Annotated in this window: 15 protein-coding genes; 14 read left to right on the top strand and 1 reads right to left on the bottom strand. The window is 73.9% G+C overall.

All coding sequences use genetic code 11. The annotated features are described in order from the left end of the window. Nucleotides 1-47 precede the first annotated feature (47 nt). The 14 genes from ACI799_RS10620 to ACI799_RS10555 all read left to right on the top strand — a co-directional run bounded on the left by ACI799_RS10620 (nucleotide 48) and on the right by ACI799_RS10555 (nucleotide 12120). The gene (locus ACI799_RS10620) at nucleotides 48-881 is read left to right on the top strand and encodes a flagellin N-terminal helical domain-containing protein (RefSeq protein ID WP_456613047.1); all 834 of its coding nucleotides are present in this window, start codon (nucleotides 48-50) and stop codon (nucleotides 879-881) included. A 125-nt stretch (nucleotides 882-1006) separates the two neighbouring features. After that, nucleotides 1007-2359, top strand: a complete 1353-nt coding sequence (fliD, locus tag ACI799_RS10615) for a flagellar filament capping protein FliD (protein ID WP_456613046.1) — start codon at nucleotides 1007-1009, stop codon at nucleotides 2357-2359. Between the two features lie 48 nt (nucleotides 2360-2407). Further along, complete coding sequence (fliS, locus tag ACI799_RS10610; protein WP_456613045.1) at nucleotides 2408-2794, top strand: flagellar export chaperone FliS; 387 nt, start codon at nucleotides 2408-2410, stop codon at nucleotides 2792-2794. Further along, a complete protein-coding gene (locus ACI799_RS10605) occupies nucleotides 2791-3219 on the top strand; it encodes a hypothetical protein (protein WP_456613044.1) in 429 nt (142 codons plus the stop codon). Before fliS ends, ACI799_RS10605 begins: the two co-directional genes overlap by 4 nt. A gap of 151 nt (nucleotides 3220-3370) precedes the next feature. After that, nucleotides 3371-4462, top strand: a complete 1092-nt coding sequence (locus ACI799_RS10600) for a glycosyltransferase family protein (RefSeq protein WP_456613043.1) — start codon at nucleotides 3371-3373, stop codon at nucleotides 4460-4462. 360 nt (nucleotides 4463-4822) lie between these two features. Then, nucleotides 4823-5170 carry a flagellar basal body rod protein FlgB gene (locus ACI799_RS10595; protein ID WP_456591273.1) on the top strand — a complete coding sequence of 116 codons (348 nt, stop codon included), beginning with the start codon at nucleotides 4823-4825 and terminating at the stop codon, nucleotides 5168-5170. A 4-nt stretch (nucleotides 5171-5174) separates the two neighbouring features. Further along, complete coding sequence (gene flgC, locus ACI799_RS10590) at nucleotides 5175-5579, top strand: flagellar basal body rod protein FlgC (protein ID WP_456613042.1); 405 nt, start codon at nucleotides 5175-5177, stop codon at nucleotides 5577-5579. Then, nucleotides 5579-5893, top strand: a complete 315-nt coding sequence (locus ACI799_RS10585; protein ID WP_456613041.1) for a flagellar hook-basal body complex protein FliE — start codon at nucleotides 5579-5581, stop codon at nucleotides 5891-5893. The genes flgC and ACI799_RS10585 overlap by 1 nt, the downstream gene beginning before the upstream one ends. Then, complete coding sequence (fliF, locus tag ACI799_RS10580) at nucleotides 5893-7488, top strand: flagellar basal-body MS-ring/collar protein FliF (protein WP_456613040.1); 1596 nt, start codon at nucleotides 5893-5895, stop codon at nucleotides 7486-7488. Before ACI799_RS10585 ends, fliF begins: the two co-directional genes overlap by 1 nt. Then, a complete protein-coding gene (gene fliG, locus ACI799_RS10575; RefSeq protein WP_456613039.1) occupies nucleotides 7485-8543 on the top strand; it encodes a flagellar motor switch protein FliG in 1059 nt (352 codons plus the stop codon). Before fliF ends, fliG begins: the two co-directional genes overlap by 4 nt. Then, nucleotides 8527-9405: a FliH/SctL family protein gene (locus ACI799_RS10570; RefSeq protein WP_456613038.1), complete on the top strand. Its 879-nt coding sequence runs from the start codon at nucleotides 8527-8529 to the stop codon at nucleotides 9403-9405. Before fliG ends, ACI799_RS10570 begins: the two co-directional genes overlap by 17 nt. Then, nucleotides 9402-10712, top strand: a complete 1311-nt coding sequence (locus tag ACI799_RS10565; protein WP_456613037.1) for a FliI/YscN family ATPase — start codon at nucleotides 9402-9404, stop codon at nucleotides 10710-10712. Before ACI799_RS10570 ends, ACI799_RS10565 begins: the two co-directional genes overlap by 4 nt. After that, a complete protein-coding gene (locus ACI799_RS10560) occupies nucleotides 10709-11176 on the top strand; it encodes a flagellar FliJ family protein (RefSeq protein WP_456613036.1) in 468 nt (155 codons plus the stop codon). Before ACI799_RS10565 ends, ACI799_RS10560 begins: the two co-directional genes overlap by 4 nt. After that, nucleotides 11164-12120 (top strand): transglycosylase SLT domain-containing protein, encoded by a 957-nt coding sequence (locus tag ACI799_RS10555; RefSeq protein ID WP_456613035.1) that lies wholly within the window; start codon nucleotides 11164-11166, stop codon nucleotides 12118-12120. The genes ACI799_RS10560 and ACI799_RS10555 overlap by 13 nt, the downstream gene beginning before the upstream one ends. A 121-nt stretch (nucleotides 12121-12241) precedes the next feature. Here the strand turns inward: ACI799_RS10555 and ACI799_RS10550 are convergent, their stop codons facing one another. Next, entirely contained in the window at nucleotides 12242-12751 is a 510-nt protein-coding gene (locus tag ACI799_RS10550) for a hypothetical protein (RefSeq protein ID WP_456613034.1), read from the bottom strand. Nucleotides 12752-13122: the final 371 nt, after the last annotated feature.

Raw genomic sequence — 13122 nt, 5'->3', positions numbered from 1 at the left:
GGATGCAGCGGGATCACCAGGTACGACCCCATCCAAGGAGGATCATCATGGGTCTGCGCATCAACCAGAACATCGCCGCCCTCAACGCTCACCGGAACCTGTCGATCACCGACAGCCAGATGAGCAAGTCGCTCGAGAAGCTGTCCTCCGGCTTCCGGATCAACCGCGCCGCCGACGACGCGGCCGGTCTGGCGATCTCCGAGGGCCTGCGCTCGCAGGTCGGTGGCCTCAAGGTCGCCGTCCGCAACGCGCAGGACGGCGTCTCCGTCGTGCAGACGGCAGAAGGTGCCCTCACCGAGGTGCACTCCATCCTGCAGCGCGTCCGTGACCTGACCGTCCAGGCGGGTAACAGCGGCGTCGTCGACGACAAGGCCCGCGGCTACATCGCGAAGGAGGTCACCGAGCTCGCCGGCGCGCTGACCGACATCGCGACCCGGACGGACTTCAACGGGACCAAGCTCCTGAACGGCAGCGCCTCCAGCCTGTCGTTCCAGACCGGCGCCAACGGCGGCGAGACCGTCAGCGTCAGCCTGAGCAACGTCACCACCGTCGCCACCGCGGTCACCGGCGTGTCCACCAACATGCAGGCGTCGGGCACCTACAGCGCCTCGACCGACCTGGCCACGCTGGACGCCCAGATCAAGACGGTGTCGGAGTCCCGGGCCACCCTCGGTGCCTCGCAGAACCGTTTCGAGAGCACCATCAACTCGCTCAACGTCTCGATCGAGAACCTGAGCGCGTCGGAGAGCCGGGTCCGCGACGCCGACATGGCCCAGGAGATGGTCGGGTTCACCCGCGCCCAGATCCTGAGCCAGGCCGGCACCGCGATGCTCGCGCAGGCCAACCAGGCCTCGCAGGGCGTCCTCTCGCTGCTCCGCTGATCGACGATCAGCTGAGCAACTGAGGTCGCAGACCCTCAGCACCACCCCGGGTGAGGGGGGAGGCCCTCGCGCCTCCCCCCTCACTCGCTTGCGCCCCGATCCCACCGACCCCAGGAGCCAGTGACATGACGATGAGCATCAACACCGGCCTGGTGTCCGGGATCGACACGGGCACGATGATCAGCCAGCTGCTGCAGCTCGAGGCGCAGCAGCAGAACTCGCTGAAGACGCGGCTGTCGACGACGCAGGTCACCGCCAGCGCCTACCGCACGGTGAACAGCGCGCTGGCGGCCCTGACCACCAGCGCCCAGTCGCTGCTCAAGCCGGAGTCCTTCGCCAGCACGAAGGCCACCAGCACCGCTGCCTCCGTCGGGGTCACCACCGCCTCCTACGCCACCCCGGGCTCTCTCACCTTCACCGTCGCCAAGGTCGCGACCACCGCCTCCTGGACCAGCGCCGGCCGGTGGTCGAGCACGACCACCGCCGCCGACCTGAGCAGCCTGGACATCCGCAGCGCCGACGGGACCACCAGCAAGGGCACGGTCACGCTGGACGGCACCGAGTCGCTCGAGCAGGTCGCGGCGAAGATCAACGGCGACACCGCCCTGGGCCTGAAGGCCTCCGCGGTGCAGGTCTCCCCCGGGCAGTTCGCCCTCCAGATCAGCGCGAGCACCTCCGGCGCAGCCACCGGGTTCTCCGTCGCCGGCACGGCGTTCACCGCCACGAGCGCCGGCCAGAACGCGGAGCTGGTCGTCGGCGGAACCACCGCCGGCACGACGGGCTACACGATCAGCTCGGCCACCAACACCTTCGAGGGCGTCCTGCCCGGCGCGACGCTCACGGTCTCCAAGGAGGAGCCCACGCCGGTCACCGTCACCGTCGCGTCGGACCCCGCCGCCGTCGCCGACAAGGTCTCCGCGCTCGTCGACGCCGTCAACAACGCGCTGTCGACGATCAAGACCTACACGGACAACACGCCGGGGAGCACGGCGGCGCTGCGCGGCGAGTACGCGGTGACCTCCATCGCCGGTCAGCTGCTCCAGGCCGTCTCCGACGCGGTCGGCGACGACGGCTCACCGGCCCAGGTCGGGTTCCAGTCCACCCGCGACGGCCGGATCACCTTCGACAAGGAGAAGTTCGCCGCCGCCCTCACGGCGACGCCGGAGCTGGCCCAGCGCATCGTGGTCGGAACCGGCGTGGAGGGCGAGCCCGGTGCCGTTGCCGGCCTGGCCGCGCGGGTCCGCGACGTCAGCAAGGCCGCCTCGGACGCGACGACCGGCACCCTGAGCTCCCTGGCCAAGGGCCAGGACAACCTCGCGCGCGACATCCAGGACCGGATCGCCGACTGGGATCTGCGGCTCGCCGCCCGCAAGGTGGCCCTCACCCGCCAGTTCACCGCCATGGAGTCCGCGCTGAGCTCCCTGACCAACCAGTCGAACTGGCTGGCCGGTCAGCTCAGCTCGCTCCCGTCGGCCTGACGTCCCCCGCCCCACCCGCTCGACTCTTCGCTTCAGGAGCCCTTCCCCATGAGTGCTGCTTCGCTCCGCGCCCGCTACCTCGGCGACGCCGTCGCCACCGCCTCGCCGCAGCAGGTGCTGGTGATGCTCTACGACCGGCTGGCCCTCGATCTCGAGCGGGCTCAGGTGGCGGTCGCCGAGGGGAGCCGCTCCCGGGCGAACGAGGAGCTCCAGCACGCCCAGGCGATCGTCCTCGAGCTGCTGTCCAGCCTGCAGGTCGACCTGTGGGAGGGCGGTCCGCGCCTGGCAGCCCTCTACAACTGGCTGATGGGCGAGCTGGTGCAGGCCAACCTCAAGTTCGACGCCAACCGGATCGCCTCCTGCCGGGCGGTCGTCGAGCCCCTGCGCGACGCGTGGCGGCAGGCGGCGGCCTCCTTGGCGGGCGTCGCGTCATGACCGTCGGCCCGGTCAGCGGCTCGGCCGCGGCCGGCTTCGGTGCCAGCCCGTACACGCCTGCCGCCCGGCCGAACGCCTCCGGCAGCTCCACGTCCGGCGACCGGCACCCGCCGGCCGACTGGCGCGAGGCCCTCGACCAGCTCGAGGGCGACGTCCTCGACGCCCAGGAGAGCCTCGCCCGGGGCCGGGCCGAGGAGATCGCCGCGTGGGGCAGGCGCAGCACCGACTGGGTGCCGCCGTCCGGGCTCGGCCCGATCCCGGCCGATCTGCGTGAGCGGGCCGCCCGGCTGCTGCAGCACCAGCTGGCGGTCGCGGAGGCCCTGGTCGAGCGGATCATCCAGTCCCAGAGGCAGCGCGACGTCGCCGCGCGCATGTCCTACGGCGCCGAGCGACCGGTCCCGTCGTTCATCGACCGCGCGCTCTGACGTGGGCCCGCTGAGCACGAAACCTCGCTGACGGAACGTCTCCCGGTTCCGACCTGCCGATAGCAGAGGGGCGAGCGCCGACTCCCGGCGCCGGGCGCCGCACCGGCGCACCGCTCCCCCGGCAGCGGCCATCCAGAGAAGGGTCCCCCACATGCGCGTCCTGCTCACGCACGCGATCGCCCCGGGTTCGACGTACTACCGGATCGAGGAGCCCGCCCGCGCGGTCCAGGCGGCCGGGCTCGGGGTCGAGGTCGCGGTCGCCCGCGGCATCACCACGACGATGCACCCCTCCGCCGGCGACGGGGAGCTGGAGGTGACTGCCGCCGACGCCCAGGGCGCCGACGTGGTGGTCCTGCAGCTGCCGAAGACCGTCGGCATGCTGCAGACCCAGCGGGTCCTGCAGGAGCAGGGCGTGGCCGTCGTCGTGGAGATGGACGACCTGCTCTCCGCGGTCCCCTACGGCCACATGGCGCACGACGCCCTGGTGCGCGCCGGGCACAGCCAGCTCGCGGCGCAGGCCGCCCGTGAGGCGGATTTCGTCACCACCTCGACCCCGGCGCTGCTGCGGGAGTACGCCCCCCACGGTCGCGGTGTGGTCATCGAGAACGCCGTCCCCCGGCGCATCGCCGAGCTGCCGCCGGCCTACGAGCGCACGCCGGGAACGGTCACGATCGGCTGGACCGGGAACGTCTACAACCACCCGTACGACCTGCAGGAGATGGGCTCCGGCCTCCAGCAGGCGCTGGACCGCACGGCGCCGCGGAGCCGGCTGGTGGTCCTCGGGCAGAAGTGGGACCTCCGGGAGCGTCTCGGCCTGCGGTCCGAGCCCGAGGAGGTGCCGTGGGTCATGGACGTGGACACCTACGCCGCTCGGGTCGGCGAGCTGTTCGACATCGGGATCGCCCCCCTCCGCGTGGACCGGTTCAACACGAGCAAGAGCTGGCTCAAGCCGCTCGAGTACTCGGCCCGGGGCGTGTACTGCGTGCGCGCGCGGACCGACGAGTACGAGCGGCTCGGCCTGGGCATGCCGGCCCGCGCCCCCAAGGACTGGGCGAAGTGGCTCACGCTCGGGATCACGGACGCCGACCGCCGGCGCGAGGTCGCCGCCGCCGCCCGGGAGCGGGTGCTGGCCCAGCACCTCACCGAGCACACCGCCGAGCGCTGGGCGGCCGCCTGGCGGGCCGCGCGGGACAACCGCACCCGCGCCCTCGGGCGCGGACGGCTCGCCACCTTCGCTCACTGACCCGCTCTCCGCACGTCCGCCCCGTCGCCGGCTCCCGGCGGCGGGGCGTTCGTCTTGTTCTGCCGTGCACCCGCCCCTCAGGCGCGGCGACCGTGCGGAAGGTGCCAACTCCCCCGTCCCGGTCGGCTCGCGGCACGGCGAGCTCACCGCCCGTCACATCCGCCACGGTTCCCCCATCCGGTCCCTGCCGTCCCTCGTGTGGCGGAACGAGGTCAGGCGGCACCGGCCGGCTGCCGATGGAGCAGGTGCACGGAGAGCACCACTTTCGCCACGGATCGGCGGCCCAGCACTCGTTCGCGGGTGTCTTCCGCGTACCCGGAGGTCGATCGTGTCCTGCTCCACCCGCCGGCGAGCCGCCCGATGATCGGCGACGTCGGCACGCCGGTCCTGAAGGCCGCGCTCGCCGGCCTCGCGCAGCGGCAGCGCGTCACCGCAGACAACATCGCGAACGTCAACACCCCCGGCTTCCTGGCCGGGCGGACCGACTTCGAGACGTCACTGCGCGGGGCGATCCGCAACGGCACCACCCCGGTCATCTCCGGCGGCACCACCGTGCGCTCGCTGGAGCCGACGAACACCAACGGCAACAACGTCAACCTCGACGCGGAGACGGTCATCGCCACCGAGACGGGGCTGCGCTACCAGCTGGCGCTGACCGCGCTCGACGGCAAGTACAACTCGATCCGCACGGCACTGAGGACGTCCTGACCCCATGAGCATGTTCCAGGCCCTGAGCATCTCGCAGTCCGGGCTGATGACGCACCGGAAGTGGCTCGATGCCGCCGCCGACAACATCGCGAACATCAACACGGTGCGGCGCACCGACGAGGACGCCTTCCAGGCGCGGCTCGTCGTCGCCCAGGCCGTGGACTACGGAACCGGCGAGGGCGGCGTGCGCGTGGCCCGCGCGGAGTTCGGCGACCCCGAGGGTCGCCTGGTGTACCAGCCCGACCACCCGCTGGCCGACGCCGAGGGCTACGTCAAGTACCCCGACATCGACCTCGGGGACCAGATGACCCACATGATGATGGCGCAGCGCGGCTACCAGGCGAACCTCGCCGTGGTCGAGCGGGCCACGAACGCCTACCAGGCGGCGCTGCAGCTGGGTAAGGGCTGATGACGATCCCGCTCGGCGGCATCCCGCCAATCGGCCTCGGCGCGGTCACCGGTGTCGCCGGCAGCACCCGCGGCACTCCCGCCGCCGAGGGCACCGACGGCTTCGCCGCCGTCCTCGCCTCCACCTTCGACAAGCTCCAGGCCACCCAGTCGGTGACCGCCGAGCTGGGCGTGCAGGCCGCCACCGGCGACCTGAAGGACGTCCACGACTACATGATCGCCAGCGCTGAGTCCGGCGTGGCCACGGAGATGGTCGTGGCGATCAAGAACCAGGCCGTCGCGGCCTTCAACGAGATCATGAGGATGCAGATCTGATGAAGTCGGCACTCGCCGGGACGCTGGAGCGTGCCCGCTCCACGTTCGACACGGTCAGCGCCGGGCAGAAGGTCGTCATCGGCCTGCTGCTCGCGGGGCTGACCCTCGGCGGGTTCTTCTTCTACAGCTGGATCACCACGCCGACGCAGGCCCCGCTGTTCTCGAACCTCGCCGCCGCCGACGCCTCGGCGATCGTCGAGGAGCTGAACGCCCAGGGCACGGCCTACGAACTGGCGGACGGCGGCGGAACCATCATGGTCGCCAAGGACAAGGTCTACGACCTCCGCCTGGCCATGAGCGGCAAGGGCCTGCCCGCCGGCAAGGGCACCGGGTACGCCCTGCTGGACGAGCAGGGCATCACCACCAGCGAGTTCCAGCAGCAGGTCACCTACCAGCGCGCCCTGGAGGGCGAGCTGGCCAACACGCTGAAGGCACTGGCGGGCGTCAACTCCGCCGTCGTGCACGTCGCCCTGCCCAAGGACGAGGTGTTCGTCGCCGACAAGGCCGTGCCGACGGCGTCGGTCCTGCTCGACCTGGCCCCGGGCACCGCGCTCACGGGCGAGCAGATCCAGGCGGTCACCAACCTGGTCTCCTCGAGCATCCAGGACATGGACCCCGACCAGGTCACGGTGGCCGACTCGACCGGCCGGGTCCTCTCGGCCGCCGGCACGGGCGTCACCGCGGCCGCCGGCGACGCCCGCTCCCAGGTGGAGCAGGACTACGAGAACCGGCTGGCCGCGAACGCCCAGAAGATCCTCGACCAGGTGGTCGGTCCCGGTAAGGCGGTCGTGTCGGTCCGCGCCGACGTCGACCTGGCCCAGCGCAACACCACCACCGAGACCTACCAGTTCGAGGAGGGCACGCCACCCCTCTCCGAGCAGACGACCACCGAGGAGTACGTCGGCGGCGGCGCCCCGGTGGGCGGCATCCTGGGCCCGGAGAACATGCCCGACGCCGCGGAGAACGCCGGCGGCGAGGCCACGTACAACAAGGAGTCCACGACGGCCAACAACGCCGTCGGGAAGACCGTCGAGGTCGTCGACGACGCCCCCGGGACCCTGAGGCGGCTCACCGTCTCCGTCGTCATGGACGACGCGGTCGCCGGCAACCTCAACCAGCAGCAGATGACCGATCTGATGGTCACCGCCGTCGGCCTGGACGAGGCCCGAGGCGACGACATCACGGTCGCCGCGCTGCCTTTCGACGCCACCGCCGCCGAGAACGCCGCCGCGGCGATGGAGGCCGCGCGCGAGGCCGAGGCCGCCGAGCAGATGTGGTCGATGATCCGCACCGGTGGCATCGCCGCGGGCATCGCGCTGGTCGTCCTCATCGTCTGGCTGCGCTCGCGGCGCCGCCAGGACGACGAGGACGACGAGGACTACGAGGCGCTCGAGCTCGACGACGACGTGCTCGCCGAGCTGGACCGCCTGCGCGTGGCCAGCACCCGGCAGATGGTCGAGCCCGACAACGCCGCGCTGGAGCTGGAAGCCGTCGAACGGGCGAAGGTGCGAGGGGAGATCTCCACGATGGTCAGCGAGCGTCCCGACGAGGTCGCGGCCATGCTGCGCGGCTGGCTGGGCGAGAGCAAGTCATGACCCTCGCGAGCATCCCCACGACGCCCGGCACCGCTGTCGCCGTACCGCCGCGCCCGGAGCTGCCCGGCCTCCGCAAGGCCGCGGTGTTCCTCGCCCAGATGAGCAAGGAGGAGGCCGGCGTCCTGCTCGCCCAGCTGCGGCCCCGGGAGGTCGAGGCGCTCACCCGCGAGCTGATGAAGCTGGGCTCGGTGGAGCTCGAGGACGTCGACGGCGTCATGCGCGAGTTCCACCACCTGATGACCGCGCAGCAGTTCGTCGGGCGCGGCGGTGTCGAGTTCGCCCGCGAGATCCTCGCGGCGGGGCTCGGCCAGGACAAGGCCGAGGGCATCCTGTCCCGGCTCAACGTCGTCTACACCGAGGTGCCGTTCGCCTCGCTGCGCAACGCCGACGTGCGGCAGCTGGTCACCTTCCTCAAGGACGAGCACGCGCAGATCATCGCCCTGGTCCTCGCCCACCTCACGGCCGCGCAGTCGGCCGAGGTGCTCTCCGGATTCGCCCCCGAGCAGCAGGCCGAGGTCGCCCACCGCATCGCCATGATGGACCGCACCTCACCGGAGATGGTGCGGCTGGTCGAGGAGGAGCTCGGCCGCCGGATGGGCTCGATCCTGGCGCACCAGGACATGACCACCGTCGGCGGTGTCGAGACCCTCGTCGAGATCATCAACCGCTCCCCGCGGCCCACCGAGCGTTCGATCCTCGAGTGGCTGGACAACACCGATCCGGAGCTGGCCGACCAGGTCCGTTCGCAGATGTTCGTCTTCGAGGACATCGTCACCATCGACGACCGCTCCCTGCAGCTGGTGCTGCGCGAGGTCGAGGCCAACGACCTCGCCACCGCGCTCAAGGGTGTGCGGCCCGACGTGCAGGACAAGATCAAGCGGAACCTCTCCGAGCGCGCGGCCGAGAACCTCAGCGAGGAGATCGAGCTGCTCGGCCCGGTGCGCACCCGCACGGTCGAGGAGGCCCAGGCCAAGGTCGTCGCGGTCATCCGCACGCTCGAGGAGCAGGGTGTACTGACCATCAACCGCGGCGGGGACGATGAGTTCGTCTCCTGACACCGGTCACCGGCCACCCCGGGAGGGCGCGGTCCTGCGCGGCGGCTCCGCCGCGCTGGCCCGCCCCTACCGGGAGGTCATGGCCGAGCGCGGCGCCCCCGCGGACCCACGGGTCGCGGTGGTCCCGGCCGCCCGGACCGCCGGCATCCCGGTGCCGGCCTGGCCGGCCGCGGCCGCCCCGGCGCCCTCCTCCCCCGCCGTCCCCGCCCAGCCCTCTCCGGTCGAACGCCGGACGAGCGTGCGCCGCGCCGAGGACCAGCCGGTCGCCGGCAGCAAGCCGTCCTTCCGGCTCGGTGACGTGTACGCCGAGGAGCTGGCACGGCTGCGGGCCCAGGCCCGCACCGAGGGCTTCGCCGCCGGCCACGCCGAGGGCCTGCTGGCCGCGGAGTCCGTCGTCGCCGAGGTCGAGCGCGACGCCCAGGAGCGACTGGCCGAGGTCCAGGCCCGGTGGGAGCGTCGGCTGGTCTCCGCGACCGCCGCGCTCGGCGCGGCCGTGCGGGAGGTGGAGGAGGCCGCCCGCCCGGTGGCCGACGACATCCGCGACTCGATCGTGGGCACCGTGCTCACCCTCGTCGAGGACCTCCTCGGCCGGGAGCTCGCGCTGGCCGCCGACCCGGTGATGGACGCGGTCCGCCGCGCCCTCACCTTCTGCCCCGCCGACGCCCCGACGATCGTGCGGCTGCACCCGGACGACCTCGCCGAGGTGCCCGCCGAGACGCTCGCCGAGCTGCCCGACACGGTGCGGGTGGTCGCCGATCCGTCGGTGGAGCGGGCCGGCGCCGTCGCCGAGTCCGGCCCCCGGCGGATCGACGCCCAGCTGGGCACGGCGCTGCAGCGCGTGCAGGAGGTGCTGGGCGCATGACCGTCCCGCCCGGCGTGGTCGAGCGCGCCCGTGCGGCGGCCCGCCCGCAGGTGACCGGCGTCGTGACCGGTGCGATGGGGCTGACCCTCAGCGTCGACGGCGTCACCGCGGCCGTGGGTGACCTCGTCGAGGTCGACCCCACCACGCGCCGGCTGCTCGCCGAAGTCGTGGCCGTCGGCCGCGACCGGCTCACCTGCATGCCGCTGGGGGTGCTGTCCGGCGTGCACGCCGGCGCCCCGGTGCGCGCCACGGGCCGGCCGCTGCAGGTGCCGGTCGGTGAACAGCTGCTCGGCCGCGTCCTCGACGGGCTCGGCCGGCCGGTGGACGGCGGACCGTCCCTCGACGGCCGCGTGTCGTGGGTGGACCTGGAGACCCCGACGCCGCACGCCCTCTCCCGCGCCCGCGTGGAGGAGCCGCTCAGCTTCGGCGTTCGCGCCCTGGACACGCTCGTCCCCTGCGGCAAGGGCCAGCGCCTCGGCATCTTCGCCGGCTCCGGCGTCGGCAAGTCCAGCCTGCTCGCCCAGATCACCCGCGGCACCGACGCCGACGTCCGGGTCATCGGGTTGATCGGCGAGCGGGGCCGCGAGGTGCGCGAGTTCATCGAGGAGAACCTGGGCGCCGAGGGGCTGGCCCGCACCGTCGTCGTCGTCGCCACCTCCGACGAGCCGCCGCTGGTGCGGCTCAAGGCCGCGTTCGTCGCCACCCGCATCGCCGAGGCGTTCCGCGACGAGGGCCGCGACGTCCTGCTGCTGATGGACTCGATCACCCGCACCGCCATGGCCCAGCGCGAGGTCGGGCTGTCGGCCGGGGAACCCCCGGCCACCCGGGGCTACCCGCCGAGCGTCTTCGCGATGATGCCGCAGCTGCTGGAGAAGGCCGGCACCGGTGTGACCGGGTCGATCACCGGCCTCTACACGGTGCTCGTCGAGGGCGACGACCACAACGAGCCGATCGCCGACACCGCGCGCTCGATCCTCGACGGGCACATCGTGCTCACCCGCAAGCTGGCCACGACCGGCCACTTCCCCGCGATCGACGTGCTCGAGTCCATCTCCCGCGTCGCCGGCGCGGTGGTGCCGCCGGCGCAGATGGCCGATGCCCGGGAGATCCGCCGCCTCATGGGCGCCCTGCGCGACGTCCGGGAGCTGATCGAGATCGGGGCCTACCAGGACGGCAGCGACCCGCTGGTCGACCGCGCCCGCCAGCTGGCCCCGCAGATCGACGCGTTCCTCCAGCAGCCGCTCGGTGAGTCGACGTCGGCCGCCGAGGCGTGGGGCTGGCTGCAGCGGATCGTGAGGGGCGGGTGAAGCGCACCGCCTTCCGGCTGCAGCCCGTCCTGGAGCTGCGCCGGAGCGAGGAGCGGGCAGCGGCCGCCGCCGCGGCGGCCGCCGCGAACGCCGCCGCGGACGCCGCCCGGCGGGCGGCCGAGCAGGAGACGGCGCTGGCCGGCGCCGTGCTGCCGCCGTCCCTGCCCGCCGGTTCGTTCGTGGCGGCCATGGTGCTGCTGCGCACGGCGGCCACCGATGCCGCCGACGCCCGGTCGCTGGCCACCGCACAAGCGGAGCAGGCCGAGGCCGTCCGGGCGGAGTGGACCGCCGCCGCGCGCCGCACCAAGGCGCTCGAGCGGCTCGCCGAACGGCACCGGGAGGCCCAGCAGCGCGCCGCCGACGCCGCCGAGGCGCGCGCCGCGGACGACCTGGCCACCGGCCGTGCCCGTCGCGGCACCGACGAGGGCACCGACACGGAGAGGGGCACGGCATGGACGGAGTGAGCGCGGTGCAGGCCCGGATCGCCGAGATCCACGCCCGGTTCCAGCCGACCGCCACGACCACCTCGTCGTCCGCCGCGTGGGCCTCGGCCGCCGGCGCGGCCGGGCTGACCGGCAGCTCCTCGGTAACCACCGCGGCGGCCGGCACGGCCACCGCCTCCGAGGGTGCGGTCGTCGCCGAGGCGCAGAAGTATCTCGGCGTCCCCTACCTCTGGGGCGGCACCGACCCGCGCAAGGGGCTGGACTGCTCGGGCTTCACCAAGCTGGTGTTCGGCAACCTGGGCATCGAGCTGCCGCGCACCTCCTCGCAGCAGGCGACCGCCGGCAAGGCTGTCGCCTCGCTCGCCTCCGCGCGCCCGGGTGACCTGGTCTTCTTCGACCACTCGTCGTCGCGGGCGGGGATCGACCACGTGGGCATCTACCTCGGCAACGGGCAGATGATCGCCGCGCCCCAGGCCGGAGAGACGGTGAAGGTGCAGGCGGTCGGCAACCCGAGCGTGATCCGCCGGGTCCTCCCCGAAGCGGCCGGGGCGAGCCCGGTCGCCGCGGCGACCGCGAGCACGCTGGCCGGGGTGCCCTACGCGGACCTGTTCCAGCGCGCGGCCAGCAAGCACGGCGTCGACGCCTCGCTGCTGGCCGCGGTCGCCAAGCAGGAGTCCGGCTTCAACTCCTCGGCCGTCTCCCCCGCCGGCGCGCAGGGCCTCATGCAGTTCATGCCGGCCACCGCCCGCGGCCTGGGGGTCGACGCGCTCGACCCGGCCTCGGCGATCGACGGCGCGGCCCGCTACCTCAGCAGCCTGACCAAGCAGTTCGGCTCCACCGAGCTGGCACTGGCGGCCTACAACTCCGGGCCCGGGACGGTGAGCCGGTACAGCGGCATCCCGCCCTACCCGGAGACCCAGAACTACGTCCGGTCCGTGATGAGCAAGGCGGAGGCCTACCGATGACCGCTCCCGTGACCACCGCTGCCCCGGGTCCCCGGGCCGCTCCGGCCGGCGCCTCGCCGGGCGGCTCCGGCGACAGCGCGGAACCCTTCGCCTCGGCCCTGGACGGCGCGCTGTCCGGCGGTCAGAACCCGGTTCGCGGCCACGGGGGACGGCAGACCTCCGGCGACGCCGCCCCGGGCGAGGACGGAGCGGCCACCGGGGAGGCAGCAGCCGACGGCGTCACCGTCGTCGACACCGCCGCCGCCGGGGTGGCTGCGGCGCTGTGGGCCCTGGCACTCGGCAGCGCCGCGGGGTCGACCGCGGGCTCCACCGCGGCCGGGCCGACCACCGGCACCGTGGGAGCGAGCAGCGCCACCCTCGCCGCGGGCATCGGGGCAGGCGCCGCAGCCGCCGCGACCGAGCCCGGCGCCGCGATCGTTCCCGGCCCCGTTCCGCCCGCGGGCACGCCCGCGCCGGCGGCTCCGCCCATGGCACCGACCACCCCGGCCGTGCACGCGGCAGCGGCACCGGTGGCGGCCGCGTCCGGTGCGCCGGGGGGCGCCGCGACGGCGCAGTCGGCCGCACCGCTCTCCGTGGTGGTGTCCGCCTCGGGCGGCCCGGCCGCCGCGGCCACCGCCACGGGCGCCGTCACCGGCGTGCCGGGCGAGGCACCCGAGGGTCCGGGTGCGCCGCCGCCCACGGCCCTGCCCCCGGCCGGGGCCGTCGGCGACGGCGCCGCGACGGCGGACGACGGCGGGCCGGGCGGGGAGCCCCGGGCAGCCGTCGCCGCGTCCCTCCCGGACGCCGGTGCCGGGACAGCCGGCCACGACTCCCCGGTCGTCCCCGGCACCACCGGCTCCGTTTCTGCCCCCGGCCAGGTGACCGCTGCCGCCCCGGGGGGGGGGGGGGGGGGGGGGGGGGGGGGGGGGGGGGGGGGGGGGGGGGGGGGGGGGGGGGGGGGGGGGGGGGGGGGGGGGGGGGGGGGGGGGGGGGGGGGGGCGCGCCCCTCCGCCGAGCGGTCGC

The organism is Blastococcus sp. SYSU DS0753 (assembly GCF_054051175.1).
The sequence above is the reverse complement of the archived record's forward strand: the minus strand, read 5'-3'. Positions and strand labels throughout refer to the sequence as shown.